This window comes from Streptomyces sp. CG 926 (assembly GCF_003148825.1).
Taxonomy (GTDB): Bacteria; Actinomycetota; Actinomycetes; order Streptomycetales; family Streptomycetaceae; genus Streptomyces.
Genome location: NZ_QGGZ01000003.1, coordinates 688,438 through 711,024, shown reverse-complemented (window position 1 = coordinate 711,024; position 22,587 = coordinate 688,438). Strand labels below are relative to the sequence as shown.

At 70.8% G+C, this 22,587-nt stretch carries 21 protein-coding genes and 4 tRNA genes; 9 read left to right on the top strand and 16 right to left on the bottom strand.

Translation table 11 applies throughout. The annotated features are described in order from the left end of the window. Positions 1-38 precede the first annotated feature (38 nt). From BCL76_RS11975 to BCL76_RS11955, 4 genes are all read right to left on the bottom strand, one after another. Positions 39-590 (bottom strand): hypothetical protein, encoded by a 552-nt coding sequence (locus BCL76_RS11975; RefSeq protein ID WP_109779409.1) that lies wholly within the window; start codon positions 588-590, stop codon positions 39-41. A gap of 120 nt (positions 591-710) precedes the next feature. After that, the gene (locus tag BCL76_RS11970) at positions 711-1,103 is read right to left on the bottom strand and encodes a fluoride efflux transporter FluC (protein ID WP_109779408.1); all 393 of its coding nucleotides are present in this window, start codon (positions 1,101-1,103) and stop codon (positions 711-713) included. Further along, positions 1,100-1,609, bottom strand: a complete 510-nt coding sequence (locus tag BCL76_RS11965; RefSeq protein WP_109779490.1) for a FluC/FEX family fluoride channel — start codon at positions 1,607-1,609, stop codon at positions 1,100-1,102. Before BCL76_RS11965 ends, BCL76_RS11970 begins: the two co-directional genes overlap by 4 nt. Positions 1,610-1,734: 125 nt before the next feature. Further along, a complete protein-coding gene (locus tag BCL76_RS11955; protein ID WP_030726307.1) occupies positions 1,735-2,085 on the bottom strand; it encodes a metallopeptidase family protein in 351 nt (116 codons plus the stop codon). Positions 2,086-2,188: 103 nt separating this feature from the next. Between BCL76_RS11955 and BCL76_RS11950 the strand changes: the two genes are divergently transcribed. From BCL76_RS11950 to BCL76_RS11940, 3 genes are all read left to right on the top strand, one after another. Continuing rightward, positions 2,189-2,261, top strand: a tRNA-Glu gene (locus BCL76_RS11950). A 39-nt stretch (positions 2,262-2,300) separates the two neighbouring features. Next, positions 2,301-2,374, top strand: a tRNA-Asp gene (locus BCL76_RS11945). A gap of 22 nt (positions 2,375-2,396) precedes the next feature. Then, positions 2,397-2,473, top strand: a tRNA-Phe gene (locus BCL76_RS11940). Positions 2,474-2,511: 38 nt separating this feature from the next. On the opposite strand, the gene BCL76_RS11935 is transcribed toward BCL76_RS11940, so the two are convergent. Genes BCL76_RS11935 through BCL76_RS11925 form a run of 3 tightly spaced genes read right to left on the bottom strand, consistent with a single transcriptional unit; the run spans position 2,512 to position 4,586 of the window. Then, entirely contained in the window at positions 2,512-3,375 is an 864-nt protein-coding gene (locus tag BCL76_RS11935) for a cytochrome c biogenesis CcdA family protein (RefSeq protein ID WP_109779407.1), read from the bottom strand. Beyond that, positions 3,372-4,112 carry a DsbA family protein gene (locus BCL76_RS11930; protein ID WP_109779406.1) on the bottom strand — a complete coding sequence of 247 codons (741 nt, stop codon included), beginning with the start codon at positions 4,110-4,112 and terminating at the stop codon, positions 3,372-3,374. Before BCL76_RS11930 ends, BCL76_RS11935 begins: the two co-directional genes overlap by 4 nt. Positions 4,113-4,166: 54 nt before the next feature. Then, positions 4,167-4,586, bottom strand: coding sequence for a hypothetical protein (locus tag BCL76_RS11925; RefSeq protein WP_181382513.1), 420 nt, complete (start codon positions 4,584-4,586; stop codon positions 4,167-4,169). A gap of 111 nt (positions 4,587-4,697) precedes the next feature. Here BCL76_RS11925 and hrpA point away from each other — a divergent pair, with 111 nt between their 5' ends. After that, positions 4,698-8,621: an ATP-dependent RNA helicase HrpA gene (gene hrpA, locus BCL76_RS11920; protein WP_109779404.1), complete on the top strand. Its 3,924-nt coding sequence runs from the start codon at positions 4,698-4,700 to the stop codon at positions 8,619-8,621. Between the two features lie 81 nt (positions 8,622-8,702). Beyond that, positions 8,703-8,776 (top strand) — tRNA-Asp (locus tag BCL76_RS11915). Between the two features lie 647 nt (positions 8,777-9,423). Here the strand turns inward: BCL76_RS11915 and bldC are convergent. Both bldC and BCL76_RS11905 read right to left on the bottom strand, forming a co-directional pair. After that, the gene (gene bldC / locus BCL76_RS11910; RefSeq protein WP_003949541.1) at positions 9,424-9,630 is read right to left on the bottom strand and encodes a developmental transcriptional regulator BldC; all 207 of its coding nucleotides are present in this window, start codon (positions 9,628-9,630) and stop codon (positions 9,424-9,426) included. A 567-nt stretch (positions 9,631-10,197) separates the two neighbouring features. Next, positions 10,198-11,052, bottom strand: coding sequence for a hypothetical protein (locus tag BCL76_RS11905; protein ID WP_258309535.1), 855 nt, complete (start codon positions 11,050-11,052; stop codon positions 10,198-10,200). Positions 11,053-11,245: 193 nt separating this feature from the next. Here BCL76_RS11905 and BCL76_RS11900 point away from each other — a divergent pair, with 193 nt between their 5' ends. Continuing rightward, positions 11,246-12,340 carry a Leu/Phe/Val dehydrogenase gene (locus BCL76_RS11900; protein ID WP_109779403.1) on the top strand — a complete coding sequence of 365 codons (1,095 nt, stop codon included), beginning with the start codon at positions 11,246-11,248 and terminating at the stop codon, positions 12,338-12,340. Positions 12,341-12,630: 290 nt separating this feature from the next. Next, on the top strand, positions 12,631-12,894 hold the full coding sequence (locus tag BCL76_RS11895; protein ID WP_030009392.1) for a DUF3073 domain-containing protein: 264 nt from the start codon (positions 12,631-12,633) through the stop codon (positions 12,892-12,894). A gap of 78 nt (positions 12,895-12,972) precedes the next feature. Here the strand turns inward: BCL76_RS11895 and purM are convergent, their stop codons facing one another. Together purM and purF are read right to left on the bottom strand one after the other, a co-directional pair. Continuing rightward, positions 12,973-14,043, bottom strand: a complete 1,071-nt coding sequence (purM, locus tag BCL76_RS11890) for a phosphoribosylformylglycinamidine cyclo-ligase (protein ID WP_033223414.1) — start codon at positions 14,041-14,043, stop codon at positions 12,973-12,975. 91 nt (positions 14,044-14,134) lie between these two features. Next, complete coding sequence (purF, locus tag BCL76_RS11885; protein ID WP_109779488.1) at positions 14,135-15,652, bottom strand: amidophosphoribosyltransferase; 1,518 nt, start codon at positions 15,650-15,652, stop codon at positions 14,135-14,137. Between the two features lie 148 nt (positions 15,653-15,800). Between purF and BCL76_RS40485 the strand changes: the two genes are divergently transcribed. Beyond that, complete coding sequence (locus BCL76_RS40485) at positions 15,801-15,896, top strand: putative leader peptide (RefSeq protein WP_324617183.1); 96 nt, start codon at positions 15,801-15,803, stop codon at positions 15,894-15,896. Between the two features lie 56 nt (positions 15,897-15,952). Then, on the top strand, positions 15,953-17,446 hold the full coding sequence (locus tag BCL76_RS11880) for a sulfatase family protein (RefSeq protein WP_375137906.1): 1,494 nt from the start codon (positions 15,953-15,955) through the stop codon (positions 17,444-17,446). Between the two features lie 12 nt (positions 17,447-17,458). On the opposite strand, the gene BCL76_RS11875 is transcribed toward BCL76_RS11880, so the two are convergent. The 5 genes from BCL76_RS11875 to purQ form a co-directional block, all read right to left on the bottom strand. After that, positions 17,459-18,265 carry an META domain-containing protein gene (locus tag BCL76_RS11875; RefSeq protein ID WP_181382512.1) on the bottom strand — a complete coding sequence of 269 codons (807 nt, stop codon included), beginning with the start codon at positions 18,263-18,265 and terminating at the stop codon, positions 17,459-17,461. Between the two features lie 74 nt (positions 18,266-18,339). Next, positions 18,340-19,131 (bottom strand): maleylpyruvate isomerase family mycothiol-dependent enzyme, encoded by a 792-nt coding sequence (locus BCL76_RS11870; RefSeq protein ID WP_109779400.1) that lies wholly within the window; start codon positions 19,129-19,131, stop codon positions 18,340-18,342. Between the two features lie 9 nt (positions 19,132-19,140). Then, on the bottom strand, positions 19,141-19,383 hold the full coding sequence (locus BCL76_RS11865; protein ID WP_109779399.1) for a hypothetical protein: 243 nt from the start codon (positions 19,381-19,383) through the stop codon (positions 19,141-19,143). Between the two features lie 276 nt (positions 19,384-19,659). Then, positions 19,660-21,909, bottom strand: coding sequence for a phosphoribosylformylglycinamidine synthase subunit PurL (purL, locus tag BCL76_RS11860; protein WP_030768816.1), 2,250 nt, complete (start codon positions 21,907-21,909; stop codon positions 19,660-19,662). Beyond that, complete coding sequence (gene purQ / locus BCL76_RS11855; protein ID WP_030768819.1) at positions 21,906-22,586, bottom strand: phosphoribosylformylglycinamidine synthase subunit PurQ; 681 nt, start codon at positions 22,584-22,586, stop codon at positions 21,906-21,908. The genes purL and purQ overlap by 4 nt, the downstream gene beginning before the upstream one ends. Position 22,587 lies beyond the last annotated feature (1 nt).

Genomic DNA, 22,587 nt, shown 5'->3' with positions numbered 1-22,587 from the left:
GCCGAGCCCGGTCAGGCCCGGCCGACCGCCCGCCGGGCCTAGAGCTCGGGGGCCGGCGCGGTGGTCGGCTCCGGCTGCGGACTCGGCGGCGCCGACGTGGGTTCCGTCACAGGGGGAGTGGTGGCCGGCGGCGCCGGGGTCGGGCCGGCCGACTGCTGCCCACCGGCGGATCCGCCCGGGCCGCCGCCGGATCCACCCGAACCGCTCGAACCGTTCGATCCGCCCGTGGTGGGTTCCTGCGGGCCCTGCCCGCCGGCGCCGCCGCCCGGCCCGGCCGACGGCGCGGGCACCCCCGGACGCCCGCTCGGCGCGCCCTCGCTCGGTGAGGCCCCGGTCGCGCCGGAGGCCTTGCCGTCCTCCTTGGACCTGCCCTGGCTCCCGGCACCGTCCTTCGTGCCGTGCCCGTTGCCGTGGACTCCGGAGCCCCGCCCCGAGACGGTCCCCGCACCCGCCTCGGCGCCGCTGCGGCGGTCCCCCGAAGCGGCGGGCCCGGGCTTCGCCGCGTCCTCACCGACGCTCATGCAGCCGGCCGTCGCCGCGACCGCGAGCGCGGTGACGGCCAGTCGGAGGGAAGCGGACAACTGGCGCACGGGGGCACCTCCGGAGCCTGTGGGTGAACTTTCCGCATGAGCGGGTCAATGTGCCCAACTCCCTTTGACCCGCAAGGGACACGCCCTCGGCCCAACCCCCGGCCCGATCCTCGGCAACCCTCAGCCGAGGAGTTGCCGCGCCACCTGCGAGCCGAGGTGCACCGCGCCCAGCCCGACCAGCACCGACATCACGACGTTCGCCGCGGCCAGGAACCCCCGGCCGCGCTCGGCCAGCCGCAGCGTCTCGTACGAGAACGTCGAGTACGTGCTGAGCGCCCCGCACAGCCCGGCCCCGAGCAGCAACTGGAGCCGCGAGGAGGCGGCCCCCGCCAGCGCCGCCCCGGCCAGCGACCCGAGCACCAGGCAGGCGGTCGCGTTGACCACGAAGGTGCCCCAGGGGAAGAGGGCGTCCGAACCGTCCGGGCCGACCGTCCGCGTCTGCACCGCGCGGTCCAGCAGGTAGCGCAGCGGCGCGCCGACGGCCGCGCCCGCCACCACGAGCAGCCAGTTCACCGCGGAGCCCGCCCGGAGCCGGGGCCGGGCCTGGGTCCGGGACCAGGTCCGGGGCCGGGCCCGGGGCCGCGCCCGCGCAGCGCGAGCCGGGTCGCCGAGGCCGCCGCCCACACCGCGCCGAGCGCCGCCACCACCGTGAGCCCGCCGTAGGCCAAGGCGGTCCCGGTCTCCCCCGCGTCCAGGAGCCGCGAGAAGTCGACCGCGTAGGTGGAGAAGGTGGTGAAGCCGCCGAGCACGCCGACCCCGACGAAGGGCCTCAGCAGCGGATGCGGTGTCGTCCGGCCGCCCTCGCCGATGCACACCATGAGGACGCCGATCAGCGCGCTTCCGGAGGCGTTGATCCACAGGGTCGCCCACGGGAAGGCCCCGGGCCCGGCCGGCCACAGCAGGGAGATCCCGTACCGCGCCGCCCCTCCGGCCGCGCCGCCCGCCGCCACCGCCGCGAGCACCCGGCCCTGCGGTTCGGCGCGCTGCGCGGGTACGTGCAGGTCGACGTCCGGATCGATCGCCTCCGCGACATCCGCCGCCCGTCCCGCCCCGTCACCGGGAACCGGCCCCGGACCGGGTGACCATGCCGGATCCCGACCCGGATCCCGACCCGGGCCCTGACCCGGATCCCGAGCCGGCCCGGTCACCCGTAGCCCAGCGCGTGCAGCCGGTCGTCGTCGATCCCGAAGTGATGGGCGATCTCGTGCACCACGGTGACCTCCGTCTCCGCGACCACGCTCTCCCGGTCCTCGCACATGCGCAACGTGGGATTGCGGTAGATGGTGATCCGGTCCGGCAGCACCCCGGCGTACCACTCGCCGCGGTCCGTCAGCGGAGTTCCCTCGTACAGACCGAGCAGCTCGGGGTCGTCGGCGGGTGGTTCGTCCTCGACGAACACCGCCACGTTGTCCATCAGCCGCGTCAGCTCCGGCGGAATCCGGTCCAGGGCCTCTGCGACGAGCTCTTCGAACTCCTCGCGCGTCATCTCCAGCACCCGGCCATTGTCGCTCCGGGGGAAACCGTTTTGGCGATAGCTCCCCGGATCCCATATGCTTCTCACGTCCCCGACGCGCTGAGAAGTGCCCGGCGGGCCTTTAGCCCTCATCGTCTAGTGGCCCAGGACGCCGCCCTTTCAAGGCGGTAGCACGGGTTCGAATCCCGTTGGGGGTACGCATTACCGTGTGCAAGACTTGTTCTCGCACACTGCAAGGTCCTGTGGAGCAGTTGGTTAGCTCGCCACCCTGTCAAGGTGGAGGTCGCGGGTTCAAGTCCCGTCAGGATCGCTGAAGCCGGAAACGGTTTCGTGGCTGGGTAGCTCAGTTGGTACGAGCGATCGCCTGAAAAGCGATAGGTCGCCGGTTCGACCCCGGCCCCAGCCACCATCAAGAAGGCCCCGTCCATCGGACGGGGCCTTCTGTGGTTACTCCCCCTCGGCTCCTTCGGCCTCTCCCGTGCCGGCTGCCGCCGTGCGCTCCCGGCGCCGCCACTGCACGACGCCGACCGCCGCAGCCCCGGCGGCGACCAGGCCCAGCAGCGCCCCGTCCGGGACCGCGTCCGCCAGCGAGCCGACCCACTGCTCCACCGCGAACGAGTCGTCCACGTCCAGCAGGCCCGGCAGCGCGCTCGCCCCCTCGTAGACGAGGAACAGCACGCCCAGGGTGATGAAGAACAGCCCGGACAGCAGCGAGGTGGTGTGCAGCTCGAAGCGGCCGACACGCAGGGCCCGCCCGCGCAGCCAGCGCCGCCTGCCCAGGTCGAACCGCTCCCACAGCAGGGCCAGTACGAACAACGGCACGGCCATCCCCAAGGCGTAGACGGCGAGCAGCACCCCGCCGTAGACGGGGCTGCCGCTGACCGCCGCGACCGTCAGCACGCTGCCCAGGATCGGGCCGGCGCAGAAGCCGGCCAGGCCGTAGACCGCGCCGAGCGCGTACACCGACAGGGCGGTGGTCGGCCGGATCCGGCCCGACAGCTCCGAGATCCGCTTCGGGGCGAAACCGAGGCCCAGGATCTGTGCGAGGCCGAGCGCGATGATCAGCCAGCCGCCGGCCAGTACGAGCTGGTCGCGGTTGCTGTGGAAGAACCGCCCGGCGTACGAGCCGGCCGCCCCGAGCGGTACGAGGGTGCTCGCGAGGCCCGCGTAGAAGATCCCGGTGCGCGCCAGGAGCCGCGAGGTGGAGTCGATGGAGTACGCGAAGAAGGCCGGCAGCAGCAGCGCGCTGCACGGGCTGAGCAGCGCGAGGAGGCCGCCCAGCAGGGCGGCCAGATATCCGATGTCGGTCACTGCTTCGCCGCCTCGGCCTTCGCCTTGGCGATGGCGGCCGTGAAGGTGTCGAGCGGCTGGGCGCCGGCGATGGGCCTGCCGTTCAGCAGGAAGGAAGGGGTGGAGGTGACGCCGATGCGGTAGCCCTCCTCCTGGTCCTTCTGCAGGGCGGCCGCGGCCTGCTCGCCGGCCATGTCCGCCTTGAAGCGCTCCAGGTCGGGGACTGCGGCCTCGCGGGCCAGCTCCACGAGCCGGGACTCGGCGAAGCCCTTCTCCTTCGAGCCGCCGGCGTAGGCCGCCGCGTGGAAGGCGTCGAAACGGTCCTGCTGCCCGGCCGCCCAGGCCGCCTTGGCGGCGGCCTCGGACTCGGCTCCGAAGATCGGGAAGTTGCGCCATTCGATGCGCAGGGTGCCGTCCGCCACGTACTTCTTCACCAGTTCGGGCTCGGTGTCCCGGGCGAACTTGCCGCAGTAGCCACACTTGAAGTCGGAGTACTCGATGAGCACGACGGGCGCGTCGGCGCGGCCGACGGCGAGCTTGTCGCCGGACTCGCGGCGGGCCAGTGCCTTGAGCTCGGCGGCCGGGTCCGTCCTGGGCGCGGCCACTGCGCCGGAGCCGGCGCCGGCCGAGCCGGCCCCGTTGGGGGAGGTGGCCTGCCAGGAGACGAGCCCGAGGGTGATCGCGGCGAGGGCCACCCCGGCGGAGATCAGCAGGGGCTTGGTGGAGGACTTCTTGGTGGACTTCTTGGACGAGGGCATACGGGTGCTCCGGTTCTGCGGGTGGTGGGACGGGACCGAGGGGGACCGGTTCCTCTAGACCCGCATCACGCACAGCTCCAGCCGATCGGGCGCCGGGCGCTCGGGGCCGCGTACGAGGGTGTGTACGGGCACGGCCGCGGGCGGGCTCGTCTCCTCGGGCGCCGCCCGGCCGAGCGGGACCTGGGCGTGCTCGCCCCAGGCCCGCGCGGGGACGGCGGGCGTACCGTCACGCTGGGGGGCCGCCGGCGCACAGGCGGGCCCACCGGTGTCGGTGGACCCGGACGCGCCCGACCCCGCCGAGGCCGTCGTCCCGGCCTGGACGGATGCACCGACCTGAGGCTTCGTCCCGACCTGAGCCTTCGTCCCGGCCCGGGGCGGGTGGACCTGGGTGTCCGCCGCCGCGACGGCCCGGCAGCCCATGAGGAGCGCCAGTACCGCGAGCACGGCGCAGCCGAACAGGCGGGGGCGGGACAAGGTGGGCTGCCTCTCATACATACGGCCGACGGACTCGTCCCGAAATGGTACGGGTCCACCCGACAAATGCGTTCGCCACCCGGAGGGCCCAGGTGAGATCCTCGATCAGGTATGTCTACTTCCTTCGCCGCCCTGCAGACGCTTCTCGGTGAGATCTCCCTCCGTGACGCGCACCGCCTCGGCCGCCGCCTCGAAGGCGCCCGCCGTATCCGCAAGCCCGAGGCCAAGCAGGCCGTGCTCGACGAGATCGCCGCGGAGGCCACCAAGGCCGCCGCGCGTCTGGCCGGCCGCGCCTCGCGGATGCCGGAGGTCACGTATCCCGAGAACCTGCCCGTCAGCCAGAAGAAGGACGAGATCGCCGAGGCGATACGCGACCACCAGGTCGTGATCGTCGCGGGCGAGACCGGGTCCGGCAAGACCACGCAGATCCCCAAGATCTGTATGGAGCTGGGCCGCGGCGTCCGGGGCATGATCGGGCACACCCAGCCCCGCCGGATCGCCGCCCGCACGGTCGCGGAGCGGATCGCCGAGGAGCTGAAGTCCGAGATCGGCCAGACCGTCGGCTGGAAGGTCCGCTTCACCGACCAGGTGGACCAGGACGCGACCTTCGTGAAGCTGATGACGGACGGCATCCTGCTCGCCGAGATCCAGACGGACCGCGAGCTGCGCGCCTACGACACGATCATCATCGACGAGGCCCACGAGCGGTCGCTGAACATCGACTTCCTGCTGGGCTATCTGGCCACGCTGCTGCCCAAGCGCCCCGACCTCAAGGTCGTGATCACCTCGGCGACCATCGACCCGGAGCGGTTCTCCCGGCATTTCGGGGACGCGCCGATCGTCGAGGTCAGCGGCCGGACGTATCCGGTGGAGGTGCGCTACCGCCCACTCCTGGAGGAGGAGGGCGACGACAGCGACCGGGACCAGATCACCGCGATCTGCGAGGCCGTGGACGAGCTCCAGGCGGAGGGTCCGGGCGACATCCTGGTCTTCCTCTCCGGCGAGCGGGAGATCCGCGACACCGCGGACGCCCTGAACAAACGGAACCTGCGCTTCACCGAGGTCCTTCCCCTCTACGCACGCCTCTCGCACGCCGAGCAGCACCGCGTCTTCCAGCAGCACACCGGGCGCCGGATCGTCCTCGCGACCAACGTCGCCGAGACCTCGCTGACCGTCCCCGGCATCAAGTACGTGATCGACCCGGGCACCGCCCGGATCTCCCGCTACAGCCACCGCACCAAGGTCCAGCGGCTGCCGATCGAGCGGATCTCGCAGGCCAGCGCCAACCAGCGCAAGGGCCGCTGCGGCCGTACCAGCGACGGCATCTGCATCCGGCTGTACTCCGAGGACGACTTCGACGCCCGTCCCGAGTTCACCGACGCCGAGATCCTGCGGACGAACCTGGCCTCCGTCATCCTCCAGATGACCGCGGCCGGCCTCGGCGAGATCGAGAAGTTCCCCTTCATCGACCCGCCGGACCACCGCAACATCCGCGACGGCGTGCAGCTGCTCCAGGAACTCGGCGCGCTGGACCCGACCGAGAAGGATCCGACGCGGCGGCTCACCCAGATGGGCCGCCAGCTCTCGCAGCTCCCCGTGGACCCGCGGCTGGCCCGCATGGTCATCGAGGCCGACAAGAACAACTGCGTCCGCGAGGTCATGGTCATCGCGGCGGCCCTGTCCATCCAGGACCCGCGCGAGCGGCCCTCGGACAAGCAGACCCAGGCCGACCAGAACCACGCCCGCTTCAAGGACGAGACCAGCGACTTCCTCTCGTTCCTGAACATGTGGCGCTACGTGCGCGAGCAGCAGAAGGAGCGCGGCTCGTCCTCGTTCCGCCGGATGTGCAAGCAGGAGTACCTCAACTTCCTGCGGATCCGCGAGTGGCAGGACATCTACTCCCAGCTGCGCACGGTCGCCAAGGGCATGGGCATCCACGTCAACGAGGCCGACGCCCCCGAGCAGGTCGTCCATGTCTCGCTGCTGGCGGGTCTGCTCTCGCACATCGGGCTCAAGGACACGGACAAGAACGAGTACCTGGGCGCGCGGTCGGCCAAGTTCGCGATCTTCCCGGGCTCCTCGCTCTTCAAGAAGCAGCCCAAGTTCGTGATGTCCGCCGAGCTGGTGGAGACCTCGCGGCTGTGGGCCCGGGTGAACGCCAAGGTGGAGCCCGAGTGGGTGGAGCCGCTGGCGCAGCACCTGGTCAAGCGCACGTACAGCGAGCCGCACTGGGAGAAGGACCAGGCGGCCGTGATGGCGTACGAGAAGGTCACGCTGTACGGCGTACCGATCGTGGCCCAGCGGAAGATCAACTACGGTCGGATCGACGCCGAGGTCTCGCGCGAGCTGTTCATCCGCAACGCTCTCGTCGAGGGCGACTGGCGGACCCACCACAAGTTCTACGCCGACAACCGCAAGCTCCTCACCGAGGTGGAGGAGCTGGAGAACCGGGCCCGGCGCCGCGACATCGTGGTCGACGACGAGACGCTCTTCGACTTCTACGACCAGAAGATCCCCGCCCATGTGGTCTCGGGGGCGCACTTCGACTCGTGGTGGAAGCACAAGAAGCGCGAGGAGCCCGAACTCCTCGACTTCGAGCGCGAGATGCTGCTGACCGAGAAGGCGGCCGGGGTCACCAAGGCCGACTACCCGGACTCCTGGCGCCAGGGTCAGCTGAAGTTCCGGGTGACCTACCAGTTCGAGCCGGGCGCGGACGCCGACGGCGTGACCGTCCACATCCCGCTCCAGGTGCTGAACCAGGTCACCGACGAGGGCTTCGACTGGCAGATCCCGGGCCTGCGCGAGGAGGTCGTCACCGAGCTGATCCGCTCGCTGCCGAAGCCGATCCGCCGGCACTACGTACCCGCTCCGAACTACGCCGGCCGCTTCCTGGACACGGCGGTGCCCCTGCAGGAGCCGCTGCCGGTCACCCTCGCCCGCGAGCTCCAGCGGATGGTCGGGGTCCCGGTCTCGGCCGAGGACTTCGACCTCGGCCGGATCCCGGACCACCTGAAGATCACCTTCCGGATCGTCGACGAGCGCCGCAAGAACCTCGCCGAGGACAAGGACCTGGAGGCCCTGCGGCTGCGCCTGAAGCCGAAGGCCCGCCAGGCCCTGTCCAAGGCCGCCGCGGCCACCGCCGAGCGGGCGGGCGGGGAGTCCGTGGAACGCACCGGGCTGACGGACTGGACGATCGGCTCGCTGACGAAGGTCTTCGAGACCCGGCGCGCGGGCCAGCCGGTCAAGGCCTACCCGGCGCTGGTGGACGAGGGCCAGGCCGTCTCGGTCCGGCTCTTCGACACCGAGGCCGAGCAGCAGCGGGCGATGTGGCTGGGCACCCGGCGGCTGATCCTGCTGAACATCCCGGTGAACCCGGCGAAGTTCGCCTCGGACCACCTGAGCAACCAGCAGAAGCTGGCCCTGTCCAGGAACCCGCACGGCTCCATCCAGGCGCTCTTCGACGACTGCGCGACCGCGGCGACCGACAAGCTGATCGCCGACCACGGGGGCCCGGCGTGGGACGAGGCGGGCTTCCGGAAGCTCTACGAGGCCGTCCGCGCCGACCTGGTGGACACGACCGTGCGCACCGTGAGCCAGGTGCAGCAGGTGCTGGCCGCCTGGCAGGCCTGTGAGCGCCGGCTGAAGGCCACGGGCAGCCTGGCCCTGGTCGCGAACATCCAGGACGTCAAGACGCAGCTGGCGGCCCTCATGCCGGCGGGCTTCGTGACGCTAACGGGGCTGCGCCGGCTGCCGGACCTGATGCGCTACCTGGTGGCGGCGGACCGGCGGCTCCAGCAGATGCCGACGGGCGTCCAGCGCGACACCACGCGCATGGAGAAGGTCCACGAGATGCAGGACGAGTACGCCTGGCTGCTGGAGCAGTTGCCGAAGGGACGGCCGGTCCCGTCCACGGTCACCGACATCCGCTGGATGATCGAGGAACTGCGCGTCAGTTACTTCGCGCACGCGCTCGGGACGGCGTACCCGATCTCCGACAAGCGCATCGTGAAGGCGGTGGACGCGGCGGCTCCGTGACCGTCGCCGTGGTCCGGTTCGACTGCACCCCCTGAGCTGCGGTACAGTCTGATTCGCAGCCGCCGAGCGGCCGCAAATCAAGGACCTGTGGAGCAGTTGGTTAGCTCGCCACCCTGTCAAGGTGGAGGTCGCGGGTTCAAGTCCCGTCAGGTTCGCAGAAACGTCAGGGCCCGTATCCCTCTGGGGATGCGGGCCCTGACGCGTTGGCGGGTGTCATCGCCCGGGCGGCCTTGGGAGGCGCCTGGGGCTCGTGGAGCGCCCGCGTCGCCCGTGAACACCTCCGGGCCGCGCCCGCCCGCCCTCCGGGGCCCCTGCAGCTCGCCCGCGCGCCCATGGGCAGACCCCGGGCACGCCATGGGCCGACCGCGGGCACGCCGTGAGCACGCCACGGGCACGCCGTGGACGGACGGAACACGGGCGAACCGTGGGCCGTCGCACGGAATCCCCCGTTCGCATGATGCGCCTCGGGATGCTCGTCCCCTTTACGGGGTGCATTACCGGATATACAAGAGTGATCATCTGTGACGGGAGTCACCGTATGAGTTTTTGAGACTCATACTTTTATCGCACCCATACGCCCGCTCGATAGAATATGTGCAATGGCACCTACTCCGCCGGTGCCCCCTCGCGCGATCGAGACCGCCCTGACCTGGGCATAAAAAAGATCGCGCTGGACCCGGCGGAGTCCAGCGCGATCGAACGACCTCGGCCTGTTGGGGCAGGCTCGGCCGTATGAAGCTATGTGGGTTTCATCGGATTGGGGGACCCGATAAACCCGTTAAAGCGGGGTGTTAACGCGACCTCAGGCCTCGCTGCGCTGCTGCGGAATTCCCGCGAGCAGTGCGCGAACCTCGGCCTCGCGGTACCGGCGGTGTCCACCCAGGGTGCGGATGGACGTGAGCTTGCCAGCCTTGGCCCAGCGGGTGACCGTCTTCGGGTCCACGCGGAACATCGTGGCAACCTCAGCCGGGGTCAGCAGCGGCTCGGCATCAGGGGTGCGAGCGGTCATGAGCGGCCTCCTCGGGAGAACCGAACCATCTCGGTTCTTTCCTCTAAATTCTGCACCTTGGCCCGCGTTGCCCGAAATGGACATACGCGGGCCGAGTCGGTTATAGGACGAACGGCTTGTCCTCGGCACTACAACTACACCATCCGTCCAGCCTCGACGGCCAAACCGACGGAATTGCCCTCCGAGGTGTTCATCAGCGGCGGAAGCCGATGGACCGTCCCATAACGGACAGTCACCCCACTGTGACGATCAGTCACAGAGCGATCAGGAGTCGTCAGACCCCCCGTAGAGTGCAATGCCGAGCATTCCGCCCTTAGTTGGGCGGAAGGAACCCTCCCCGGACTCCTTGTCCTATTTTGGCACGAGGGTAGGGGAAGGGCGCAAGGGTGTAGTTAGTGCGGTCCGTCACGCTTGGGCCAATGGCCCGTATCGGGACGTAGGTCCTGGTACTACGTCCCAAATGCCATGATCAGGCCTCTGATCAGCCAGTATTGACCGATCGACCGATACCGGACGATACGTGCGACCCCCTCTCGGGTGAATCCAGCCACACAGGCCCCTTTCGGCCTAATTCGCGAAAAGTCGCTCCCGGACCGCCCGCCACCGCTCCGCGAGCCCCTCGTAGACCTCGGTCGCGCCCTCCGTGTCCCCGGCCCGCAGGGCCGCGATGCCCGCCGCGAGGTCCCCGGCCGAGCGATCGGCCGCCAACCGGTCCGCCGGCAGCGCGTGCACCAGTCCGCCGTAGTCCAGCTCGACCAGCGAGCGCGGGTGGAACTCCTCCAGCCAGCTCCCCACCTCCACCAGCCCGTCGGCGAGCGCCCCGTACCCCTCCGCGTCGCGCAGGGTCCGCAGCGCCCGGGCGAGCCGCCGCCGGGCCTGCACCATCGGCGTGCGGTAGCGCAGCCGCTCGCCCGGCACGTGATCCCGCTCCTCGTCCGCCACCAGGACGAACCAGCGCAGCGGGACCTGCCACACACCCGTGCGGATCCACGGGCGTGCGTCCGGGTTCCGTTCGCGCCAGCGCTCGTAGTCCTCGACCGCCCGCAGACGTGCCCCCGGCGGGAGCGCCGCGTCCAGCACCGGGCGCGGGAACCACTCGACGAGCTCCTGCAACGCCAGCCAGCCGCGGAGCCGGGTGCGCCACGGGCAGACCAGCAGCACCCCGTCGACCACCGTCGTGAAGGCGTCCCCGCTCTCGTGGGCCGGCACCCCCACCACCGGGACCCGCACCAAGTCCGACAGCGACCGGCGCAGTTCGTCCTGGGCGGTGGGGGTCGCCCCGCGCCGGGCGTAGTCGGCCCAGTGCGTGCGCTCCGGCTCGGCGAAGGCCGCCAGGGGCTCGTAGACGCGCAGGTAGGAGGCGTACGGGATGGTCGGCGCCGAGCGCGCGGACGGCAGCGGGAGATCGGAGGATTCGCTCACGCTCTCGTACTGCCCTGCGGCGGGGCCCGGTTCACCTCCGGGTGCCCGCGCGCCCTCGCACCACGGGAGTGTTTCGATCCTCGGACAGGTCACCTACGGGCGGCCCTCAGGTCTTACTCTGCTCCCAGCACGCCCTCCCCCACCCGCAGGGCGGGCGTATTTCCGCCGCATCTCTTCCATGGGAGTCACCACCGTGACCGAAATGACCGACGGCGTCCTGCACACCCTGTTCCGTACGGAGCAGGGCGGCCACGAGCAAGTCGTGCTGTGCCAGGACCGCGCCACCGGCCTGAAGGCCGTCATCGCCATCCACTCCACCGCCCTGGGCCCCGCCCTCGGCGGTACGCGCTTCCACGCGTACGCCTCCGACGAGGAGGCCGTCCAGGACGCGCTGAACCTCTCGCGCGGCATGTCGTACAAGAACGCCCTCGCCGGTCTCGACCTCGGCGGCGGCAAGGCCGTGATCATCGGCGACCCGGACGTCCTCAAGAGCGAGGAACTCCTCCAGGCCTACGGCCGGTTCGTGGAGTCCCTCGGCGGCCGCTACGTGACGGCCTGCGACGTCGGCACCTACGTTGCCGACATGGACGTCGTGGCCCGCGAGACCCGCTGGGCGACCGGACGCTCCCCCGAGAACGGCGGCGCCGGCGACTCCTCGGTCCTCACCGCCTTCGGCGTCTTCCAGGGCATGCGCGCCAGCGCCCAGCACCTGTGGGGCGACCCGACCCTGCGCGGCCGCAAGGTCGGCGTGGCCGGTGTCGGCAAGGTCGGCCACTACCTGGTCGAGCACCTGCTGGAGGACGGCGCCGAGGTCGTCATCACGGACGTACGGGAAGAGTCCGTACGCCGGATCCTGGACAAGCACCCGGGCAAGGTCACCGCGGTCGTCGACACGGACGCGCTGATCCGCACCGAGGGCCTGGACATCTACGCCCCCTGCGCGCTCGGCGGTGCCCTGAACGACGAGACCGTCCCGGCGCTCACCGCGACGATCGTCTGCGGCGCGGCGAACAACCAGCTCGCGCACCCGGGCATCGAGAAGGACCTCTCGGACCGCGGGATCCTCTACGCGCCCGACTACGTGGTCAACGCGGGCGGTGTCATCCAGGTCGCCGACGAGCTGCGCGGCTTCGACTTCGACCGCTGCAAGGCCAAGGCCACGAAGATCTTCGACACCACTCTGGAGATCTTTGCTCGCGCGAAGGCAGACGGCATTCCGCCGGCCGCCGCGGCCGACCGGATCGCCGAGCAGCGGATGGCCGACGGCCGCGCCGCGCGCGCGGTCTAGGCACTTCCAGGGGCCCTTGGGCACGCCCGCCGGGGTGCGGCGAGACGGAACTCACTGCACTTCGGCGGGTCGCCCGCCAGGAAAAGGTTAAAATCGCAGCTGACCAGCGAGGACGGGGCGCCTTGTTGGTTCTGCACCGGGGCGCGTCATGCGGGCGGCGTACCGTATGGCCGCGGAAGCAGGTACCGTTAAACCCCTACGGACGGTCTCTCCACGGAGAGCCCGCTCCGAACCATGAACGCGTGTCAGACTCTGGGGCCGTCGAGCCCCGTCACCGAGGGGGTCGAGCCATGGGGCGCGGCCGGGCAAAGGCCAAGCAGACGAAGGTCGCCCGCCAGCTGAAGTACAGCAGCGGCGGGACTGACCTCTCGCGTCTGGCCAACGAGCTGGGCGCATCGACCGTAGAACCGCTGCCTGTCAGCGAGCCGGTCGAGGTAGACGACGACGAACTGGACGAGGACGACCCGTACGCTCGGTACGCGGACCTCTACAACAGGGATGACGACGACGAGGACGAGGAGTCCGGGCCGTCGTCACAGCGTCGCGGCGCTTGACGCCCTGAGGCGTCTGCACGACAGACAAAGACTGAAACCCGGTCCTGGGCATCGCCCCGGACCGGGTTTCAGTGCTGCTCAGCTCGCGTAGGAACCGGTCATGGTCGCGCCCTCGGTGTGGTCACCGCGGTCCAGGATCTCGCCCGCGACCCAGGCGTCGACACCCCGGTCGGCCAGCGCGGTCAGCGCCACGTCCACCGACTCCTGCGGAACGACGGCCATCATGCCGACGCCCATGTTCAGGGTCTTCTCCAGCTCCAGCTGCTCCACCTGCCCGGCCTTGCCGACCAGGTCGAAGATGGCGCCGGGGGCCCAGGTCGAACGGTCGACCGTGGCGTGCAGGTGGTCCGGGATCACCCGGGCCAGGTTCGCCGCGAGGCCACCGCCGGTGATGTGCGAGTAGGCGTGCACCTCGGCCGTCCGGGTGAGGGCCATGCAGTCCAGCGAGTAGATCTTGGTGGGCTCCAGCAGCTCCTCGCCGAGGGTGCGGCCGAGCTCCTCCACGTGGCTCTCCAGCGACATCTTGGCGCGCTCGAAGAGGACGTGACGGACCAGCGAGTACCCGTTCGAGTGAAGGCCGGACGAAGCCATCGCGATGACGGCGTCCCCCGTACGGATGCGATCCGCGCCGAGCAGGCGGTCGTACTCGACGACGCCCGTTCCGGCACCGGCCACGTCGAAGTCGTCCGGGCCCAGCAGGCCGGGGTGCTCGGCGGTCTCGCCGCCGACCAAGGCGCAGCCGGCGAGGACACAGCCCTCGGCGATGCCCTTGACGATGGCCGCGACACGCTCGGGGTGCACCTTGCCGACGCAGATGTAGTCGGTCATGAAGAGCGGCTCGGCGCCGCAGACGACGATGTCGTCCATGACCATCGCCACCAGGTCGTGGCCGATGGTGTCGTACACGCCGAGCTGGCGGGCGATGTCCACCTTGGTGCCGACGCCGTCGGTGGCCGAGGCGAGCAGCGGACGCTCGTAGCGCTTGAGGGCGGAGGCGTCGAAGAGGCCGGCGAAGCCGCCGAGGCCACCGAGGACCTCGGGGCGCTGCGTCTTCTTCACCCACTCCTTCATCAGCTCGACGGCGCGGTCGCCCGCTTCGATGTCCACGCCTGCGGCTGCGTAGCTGGCACCGGTGGTCTTCTCTGTCATGACAGGAGAGAGCTTTCGTGTCGTTACTGCGTGTGGTGCCGGGCCCTGGGAGAAGCCTCAAAGACAGGGCCCGGCGCAGGTTGAGCCAGGGCTACGGGCGACGGAGCGCGTCGGCGGCGTCCTTACCGCCGGCCAGCTCGTTCTCCAGGAGCTGCTTGCCCAGGAGCTGCGGGTCGGGCAGCTCCATCGGGTACTCGCCGTCGAAGCAGGCACGGCAGAGGTTGGGCTTCTGGATGGTGGTCGCCTCGATCATCGCGTCGAGCGAGATGTAGGAGAGCGAGTCCGCGCCCATGGAGGTGGCGATCTCGTCGACCGTCATCCCGTTGGCGATCAGCTCGGCCCGGGTGGCGAAGTCGATGCCGAAGAAGCACGGCCACTTCACCGGCGGCGAGGAGATCCGGATGTGGACCTCGGCCGCGCCGGCCTCGCGGAGCATCTTGACCAGGGCGCGCTGGGTGTTGCCGCGGACGATCGAGTCGTCGACGACCACCAGGCGCTTGCCCCGGATGACTTCCTTGAGGGGGTTGAGCTTGAGCCGGATGCCGAGCTGGCGGATCGTCTGCGAGGGCTGGATGAAGGTCCGGCCCACGTAGGCGTTCTTGACCAGGCCGGATCCGTACGGGATCCCGCTGGCCTCGGCGTAACCGACGGCGGCGGGCGTGCCGGATTCCGGCGTCGCTATCACCAGGTCGGCGTCGACCGGGGCTTCCTTGGCCAGGCGTCGGCCCATCTCGACACGCGAGAGGTAGACGTTCCGGCCGGCGATGTCGGTGTCCGGGCGCGCCAGGTAGACGTACTCGAAGACACAGCCCTTGGGCTTCGCTTCCGCGAATCGCGAGGTGCGCAGACCGTTCTCGTCGATCGCGATGAGCTCGCCCGGCTCGACCTCGCGGACGAAGCTGGCGCCGCAGATGTCGAGGGCGGCGGTCTCACTCGCGACCACCCAGCCGCGCTCCAGGCGGCCGAGGACCAGCGGGCGGATGCCCTGCGGGTCACGGGCGGTGTAGAGGGTCCCCTCGTCCATGAAGACGAGGGAGAAGGCGCCCTTGACCTGAGGCAGGACCTTGGCGGCCGACTCCTCGATGGTCAGGGGCTTGCCCTCGTCGTCGGTCTGACCGGCGAGCAGGGCGGTGACCAGGTCGGTGTCATTGGTGGCCGCCACCTGGGTGGCACGGCCGTCCTGACGGGGGAGGTCGGCGACCATCTCGGCAAGCTCGGCGGTGTTCACCAGGTTGCCGTTGTGACCCAGGGCAATGGAGCCGTGGGCGGTCGCACGGAAGGTCGGCTGGGCGTTCTCCCAGACGGAGGCCCCGGTGGTCGAATAGCGGGCGTGACCGACCGCGATATGACCTTGGAGCGAGCCGAGAGAGGTTTCGTCGAAGACTTGGGAAACGAGGCCCATGTCCTTGAAGACGAGGATCTGGGAACCGTTGCTCACAGCGATTCCCGCGGACTCTTGTCCACGGTGCTGCAGTGCATACAGTCCGAAGTAGGTGAGCTTGGCGACCTCTTCACCCGGAGCCCAGACACCGAAGACGCCGCAAGCGTCCTGGGGGCCCTTTTCGCCGGGGAGCAGGTCGTGGTTGAGTCGTCCATCACCACGAGGCACGCTTCGAGTGTAGGCGAGATCGACCACTGGTCCGAATTGGGGACGGCCGGGAAATGTCACAGCACAGAGGGTGACGGATCCATTCCGTCTCGGTATCCGGAATGCCCTTGTTGACAGGCCCAGGGGCATTCGTACAGGCTCTCGCCCCATGCAGCCTCTCGGTGACCGAACCGTCACCCTCGTCGAGCGCCGGCACGTGGACCTTGTCCGTGTCGCGAGCGCCATCTGTCGCTGTTCTGCGTAGTCACACGCCGCTTTTCGTTCTTTTTCTTTCTGCTCCCTGACCGAGCCTGCCCTGCCGTGCCGTGCGCCGTCCCGCGCCGCCCGGGGCGGGCCGGCAGGCCATGCCTTGGAGTACCTGTGACCTCGTACGAACCCCACCTGTCCCGGCGCGCCTTCGGCGGCGCGGTCGGCGTGAGCGCGGTCGCCGCCGCGGTGGGGCCGGCCGCCTCCCCGGCCGCCGCCGCCCCGACCCCCGAGGACGGGGGGAACGCCCCGCAGGAGCGGGAGTTCCGGGCCGGGCGGCCCCGGCCGTCCCGCCGACCGAACATCCTGTTCGTCCTCGGGGACGACCTGGGCTGGGCCGACCTCTCCTCGTACGGCTCCCCGCACATCCAGACCCCGAACCTGGACCGTCTCGCCCGCCAGGGCGTCCGGTTCACCGACGCCTACGCGGGTTCGTCGACCTGCTCGCCGACCCGGTTCAGCCTCTACACCGGGCGCTACCCGGGCCGTACCGAGGGCGGGCTGGCCGAGCCGATCGCCGACAGGTCCGTGGGCCTGGACCCCACGCACCCCACGCTGGCCTCGCTGCTCAGGTCCGCCGGCTACACGACCGCGCTGATCGGCAAGTGGCACGCGGGGTACCTGCCCGACCACAGCCCGACCAGATCCGGCTGGGAGGAGTTCTTCGGCAACTTCGGCGGCGCGCTGGAGTACTACTCCAAGCTCGGCCTGGGCGGCGAGTACGACCTCTACGAGGGCGACGCCACGTACAAGGACCTGCGCTACTACACCCGGATCATCACCGAGCGGGCGAGCGAGTACGTCTCCCGCGACCACCACGGCAAGCCGTGGCTGCTGAACCTCAACTTCACCACCCCGCACTGGCCGTGGATCGCCGACGGGGACACGGAGCAGAGCGCCGAGATCGTCCGGCGGATCGAGGCGGGCGACGGGCGCGCCCTGTGGCACCAGGACGGCGGCTCGGTCGAGAAGTACCGGGAGATGGTCGAGGACCTCGACCGCTCGATCGGCAAGGTGCTGGCGGCGCTCAAGCGTTCCGGCCAGGAGGAGGACACCCTCGTGGTCTTCTCCAGCGACAACGGCGGCGAGCGGTTCTCGTACAACTGGCCGCTGTCCGGCAACAAGGCCTCCCTCCAGGAGGGCGGCATCCGCGTGCCGAACATCGCGCGCTGGCCCGCCCGCTTGGACGGCGGCCAGGTCAGCCACGTCCCGGTGTTCAGCCCGGACTGGACGGCGACGCTGCTGGAGGTGGCCGGCGCGCGCCCGCACCCCGCCTACCCGCTGGACGGGGCGAGCCTGGCCGGATACCTGCTGCGCGGCGAGAAGGTCGCCGAGCGGGACCTGTTCTGGCGGGTCCGGGGCGAACGCGCGCTGCGCCGCGGGAACTGGAAGTACTACCGCGGCAAGGCGGGCCGGGACCAGCTGTTCGACCTGGCCGGGGACGTCCGCGAACAGGCCGACAAGGCAGCCGTGGAACCGGACCGACTGGCCAGGCTGCGGGCGGCCTGGGAGCGGGTGGACGCCCAGCTCCTGCCGTACCCGGCCTGACCGCGGTCGTGCTCACTCGGCGGCGGAGGCGGCCTTCGCGGTCAGGCCCTTGCCGTCGGGCGCCGTGAGGGTCAGGGTCCGGCCCTCGATCTTCACGGTGAGCGGACCGCTGCCCAGCAGCGCCGTCAGGGACCGCTCGACCTCGCCCACCGGCCCCTCGCAGGCCATCCGGGTCGAGGTCAGCGGCCCGAAGGTGACCGTGGAGCCCTCCACGGTGGCCTTGGCGCTGAACCGGTTGCAGCCGAGGTTGCCGCTCACCGCGAGGTCCGGGGCGATGGTGAACCGTGCCTTCCCGGCCGCCTCGGCGGGCAGGGAGGCCGCGCTCTCGCCGCTGACCAGCGATTCCACGGTCCACTCGGTCGTGGTGAGCGGGGCGGCGGTGACCGGGGGCGCCGAGGTCATGGCGATGGTGCTTCCGTCGGCGGTCTTCAGGGTGAGCCGGTCGGGTCCCCGGTCGATCGCCAGCTTGCCCCGGAACAGCTTGGCGAAGGCCGTCTCGAACTCCATGTCCGCGCAGGCCATGGTGGTCGAGGCGCCGGGGGTGACGGTCACCGAGGAGGTGCCGGCGAAGGCCGCCACCGCCGTGAAGCCGTTGCAGCCGTAGTTGCCCTTGACCTGGTTCGGGCCGATGTCGAGGTGGGCGCTCTCGGGCGCGTGCAGGGTGCGGCCGCCGGTGGTCAGGGACTCGACGGCCCAGGAACCCTCGGGATCGGGCAGCCGGGCGCCGTGACCGGACTCACCCCGGCCGCAGCCGGCCAGGGCGAGCGCGAGTACGAGGGTCAGGCTCGCGGCGGCGGGGACGTGCCGGAAGGTAGGCATGTCCCTGGGACGGACCGGGCGTCGCGGTGGTTCCACCATGGTTGTTCCCCTCAGCTCCTCAGCCCATCAGCTCATCAGCTCATCAGCGGCAGCAGCGCCGACAGATCGGCCCGCTCGCCGCCGGCCCGTACGTGTGCCTCGTCGAGGGCCGCGGCCCACTGCGTACGGCCGGTCGCGAGCCGGATCCAGGTCAGCGGATCGGTCTCCACGACGTTCGGCGGGGTGCCGCGGGTGTGCCGCGGGCCCTCGATGCACTGGACCACCGCGAAGGGCGGGATGCGGACCTCGACCGAACCGCCCGGCGCCTTGAGGGCGAGGGCGTCGGCGAGCAGCCGGGTGCAGGCGGCCAGCGCCTGCCGGTCGATCGGGATGTCCAGTCCGGCGGCCCGGTTCAGGTCGTCGGTGTGGACCACCAGCTCCACGGTTCGGGTGACCAGGAAGTCGGCCAGGGTCATGTCCCCGATCCACAGGTCCAGTACGCGGTCGCCCGGGTTCGCCGCGAGCGCCTGCGCCATCCGGGCTGCCGCCCGGTCGTACAGCTCGGGCAGCGGGGCCCCGGTCAGGGTCTCCCTGGCCGCCTCGGAGATCTTCCCGGCGAGGGAGGCGGTGGCGAAGGGCCACTCGACCGCCGGCAGCTCGGCGACGGCGGCGGGCGGCCGGGCCAGGCTCCCCGCCAGCGAATCGGCGATCCAGGCGATGTGCCCGGCCAGTTCGGCGACGCTCCACCCACCGAGCCCGCTGGGGCGCGCCAGCTGCTCGGGGCCCAACTCCGCGACGGCCCCGCAGACATGCGCGAACTGCGCGGTGACGGCCGTGCGGATCCGGACGGGGTCGTAGGTACGCGGCTTCTTCCCTCGGGGCGGCATGCTCCGACCCTACTCGGGGGCCGGCAGCACCACCCCGGTGCAGCCGCGCCGCTGCGCGGAGTCGGTGGCGTAGGCGACGAACAGGCCGTCGAGGCGCGCGCCGAGGACGGACCGGTAGCGGAACGGGACGGACATCGTCAGGGTGGCCGGCTGCCCCTGGCAGGTCGCCGAACCGTGGAGCACGTCGCCGAAGCGGCCCGCCGTGCAGGGCACCAGCGGCTCCGGGCTGCGCCTGCCGGGGACGTCGACCACGAGCGCGGCCGCGTCGTCGCCGAAGTACGAGCGGCTCCGGGCCCACCAGGGCGATATCCGCAGGACGTCGCCTCGGGACCCACCGCGAGCAGACAGCCCTCCTCGCGGGCGCCCGTGCCCACGGGCACTGCGGCGGCCGTGTCGGGCAGCCGTCCGCCGTCGGCCGACCGCAGGTGGGCGGCGTACCAGCCGCAGCTGTCGGTCCGGCCGGCCACCGGGCCGAGAACGACCGAGCCCCCGTCCGCAGGACCGGACGGGGGCTCGACTCGAACGGGATCAGGCCAGCAGGGCCGGGATCGTCGTCTCGTGGGCCTCGCGGAGCTCGGCCAGGGGGAGGGTGAACTCGCCCTGGATCTCGATCTCCTCGCCGTCCACCACACCGATGCGGGTGACGGGCAGGCCGCGCGCACCGCACATGTCGGTGAACCGGAGCTCCTCGCTGCGCGGGACGGCCACGACGGCGCGGCCCGCGGACTCGGAGAACAGGAAGGTGAAGGCGTCCAGGCCCTCGGGCACCACGATCCGGGCACCGTTGCCGCCGCGCAGGCAGGACTCGGTGAGCGCCTGGATCACGCCGCCGTCCGACAGGTCGTGCGCGGCGTCGATCATGCCGTCGCGCGAGGCGGAGATCAGGATCTCGCCGAGCAGCTTCTCGCGGCCCAGGTCCACCTTCGGCGGCATGCCGCCGAGGTGGTCGTGGACCACCTGCGACCAGGCCGAACCGCCGAACTCCTCGGCGGTGTCGCCCAGCAGGTACAGCAGCTGGCCGGCCTCCGAGAACGCCATCGGCGTACGGCGGTTGACGTCGTCGATCACACCGAGGACCGCCACGACCGGGGTCGGGTGGATCGCGATGTCACCGGTCTGGTTGTAGAGCGAGACGTTGCCGCCGGTCACCGGGGTGCCCAGCTCCAGGCAGCCGTCCGCCAGCCCGCGGCAGGCCTCGGCGAACTGCCACATGACGTCCGGGTCCTCGGGGGAACCGAAGTTCAGGCAGTCGGAGATGGCCAGCGGCTTGGCGCCGGTCGCCGCCACGTTGCGGTACGACTCCGCCAGCGCCAGCTGCGCGCCCGTGTACGGGTCGAGCTTGGCGAAGCGGCCGTTGCCGTCGGTGGCCATGGCCACGCCGAGGTTGGACTCCTCGTCGATACGGACCATGCCCGCGTCCTCGGGCTGCGAGAGCACGGTGTTGCCCTGCACGAAGCGGTCGTACTGGTCGGTGACCCACGACTTCGACGCCTGGTTCGGGGAGGAGACCAGGGCCAGGACCTGCGCGCGCAGCTCCTCGGAGGTCTGCGGGCGCGGCAGCTTGCCGGCGTCGTCCGCCTGCAGCGCGTCCTGCCAGGAGGGGCGCGCGTAGGGGCGGTTGTAGACGGGGCCCTCGTGGGCGACGGTGCCCGGGGGCACGTCCACGATCTGCTCGCCGTGCCAGAAGATCTCCAGGCGCTCGCCCTCGGTCACCTCACCGATGACGGTGGCGATGACGTCCCACTTCTCGCAGATCTCCATGAAGCGGTCGACGTGCTGCGGCTCGACGATCGCGCACATGCGCTCCTGCGACTCGCTCATGAGGATTTCCTCGGGCGAGAGCGTCGCGTCGCGCAGCGGCACGGTGTCCAGCTCGACCCGCATGCCGCCGGAACCGGCGGAGGCGAGCTCGGAGGTCGCGCAGGAGAGCCCGGCGCCGCCGAGGTCCTGGATGCCCGCGACCAGCTTCTCCTTGAAGATCTCCAGGGTGCACTCGATGAGGAGCTTCTCCTGGAAGGGGTCGCCGACCTGCACCGCGGGGCGCTTGGTGGGCTTGGTGTCGTCGAAGGTCTCGGACGCGAGGACCGAGACGCCGCCGATGCCGTCGCCGCCGGTGCGGGCGCCGTAGAGGATGACCTTGTTGCCGGGGCCGGAGGCCTGGGCGAGGTGGATGTCCTCGTGCTTCATCACGCCGATGCAGCCGGCGTTGACCAGCGGGTTGCCCTGGTAGCAGGCGTCGAAGACGACCTCGCCGCCGATGTTGGGCAGGCCCAGGCAGTTGCCGTAGCCGCCGATGCCCGCGACGACGCCGGGCAGGACGCGCCGGGTGTCGGGGTGGTCGGCGGCGCCGAAGCGCAGCGGGTCCACGACCGCGACCGGGCGGGCGCCCATCGCGAGGATGTCGCGGACGATGCCGCCGATGCCGGTGGCCGCGCCCTGGTAGGGCTCGATGTACGACGGGTGGTTGTGCGACTCGACCTTGAAGGTGACCGCGTAACCCTGGCCGACGTCGACGACGCCGGCGTTCTCGCCGATGCCGACGAGCATGGCGTCGTTCTGGGGGGCCTTCTCACCGAACTGCTTCAGGTGGACCTTGCTGCTCTTGTACGAGCAGTGCTCGGACCACATGACCGAGTACATGGCGAGCTCGGCGCCCGTGGGGCGGCGGCCGAGGATCTCCCGGATCCGGGCGTACTCGTCCTCCTTGAGGCCGAGTTCCTTCCAGGGCTGGGAGGCGTCCGGGGTTTCGGTGGCGTTCTTGACGGTGTCGAGGCTCATGCGCTGACCAGCTTCTTCAGGACCGAGGTGAAGAACGGGAGGCCGTCGGTGCGGCCCGTCCCGATCAGCGGCTCGACCGCGTGCTCGGGGTGCGGCATGAGGCCGACGACGTTGCCCGCGGCGTTGGTGATGCCGGCGATGTCGCGCAGCGAACCGTTCGGGTTGCCGTCCAGGTACCGGAAGGCCACTCGGCCTTCGGCCTCCAGTTCGTCGAGCGTGCGCTCGTCGGCGGTGTAGCGGCCGTCCATGTTCTTGAGCGGTACGGAGATCTCCTGGCCGGCGGTGTAGTCGCCGGTCCACGCGGTCTCCGCGTTCTCCACCCGCAGCTTCTGGTCGCGGCAGATGAAGTGCAGGTGGTTGTTCCGGAGCATCGCCCCCGGCAGCAGGTGGGCCTCGGTGAGGACCTGGAAGCCGTTGCAGATGCCCAGGACGGGCATGCCGCCCTTGGCCTGCTCGATGATGGTCTCCATCACCGGCGAGAAGCGGGAGATGGCCCCGGCGCGCAGGTAGTCCCCGTAGGAGAAGCCGCCCGCGAGGACGACCGCGTCGACCTGGTGCAGGTCCTTGTCGCGGTGCCACAGCGAGACCGGCTCGGCCCCCGCGAGGCGGACGGCGCGCAGCGAGTCACGGTCGTCGAGCGTTCCGGGGAACGTGACGACTCCGATGCGAGTGGTCACC

What these genes read in the sequence shown, in the direction of transcription:
- BCL76_RS11930 (WP_109779406.1), bottom strand. Translation starts at nt 4,112, where the DNA reads ATGCCCTCGTCCAAGAAGTCCACCAAGAAGTCCTCCACCAAGCCCCTG.
- BCL76_RS40485 (WP_324617183.1), top strand. Translation starts at nt 15,801, where the DNA reads ATGCAGCCTCTCGGTGACCGAACCGTCACCCTCGTCGAGCGCCGGCAC.
- purM (WP_033223414.1), bottom strand. Translation starts at nt 14,043, where the DNA reads ATGACAGAGAAGACCACCGGTGCCAGCTACGCAGCCGCAGGCGTGGAC.
- BCL76_RS11875 (WP_181382512.1), bottom strand. Translation starts at nt 18,265, where the DNA reads ATGCCTACCTTCCGGCACGTCCCCGCCGCCGCGAGCCTGACCCTCGTA.
- hrpA (WP_109779404.1), top strand. Translation starts at nt 4,698, where the DNA reads ATGTCTACTTCCTTCGCCGCCCTGCAGACGCTTCTCGGTGAGATCTCC.
- purL (WP_030768816.1), bottom strand. Translation starts at nt 21,909, where the DNA reads ATGAGCCTCGACACCGTCAAGAACGCCACCGAAACCCCGGACGCCTCC.
- bldC (WP_003949541.1), bottom strand. Translation starts at nt 9,630, where the DNA reads ATGACCGCTCGCACCCCTGATGCCGAGCCGCTGCTGACCCCGGCTGAG.
- BCL76_RS11895 (WP_030009392.1), top strand. Translation starts at nt 12,631, where the DNA reads ATGGGGCGCGGCCGGGCAAAGGCCAAGCAGACGAAGGTCGCCCGCCAG.
- BCL76_RS11870 (WP_109779400.1), bottom strand. Translation starts at nt 19,131, where the DNA reads ATGCCGCCCCGAGGGAAGAAGCCGCGTACCTACGACCCCGTCCGGATC.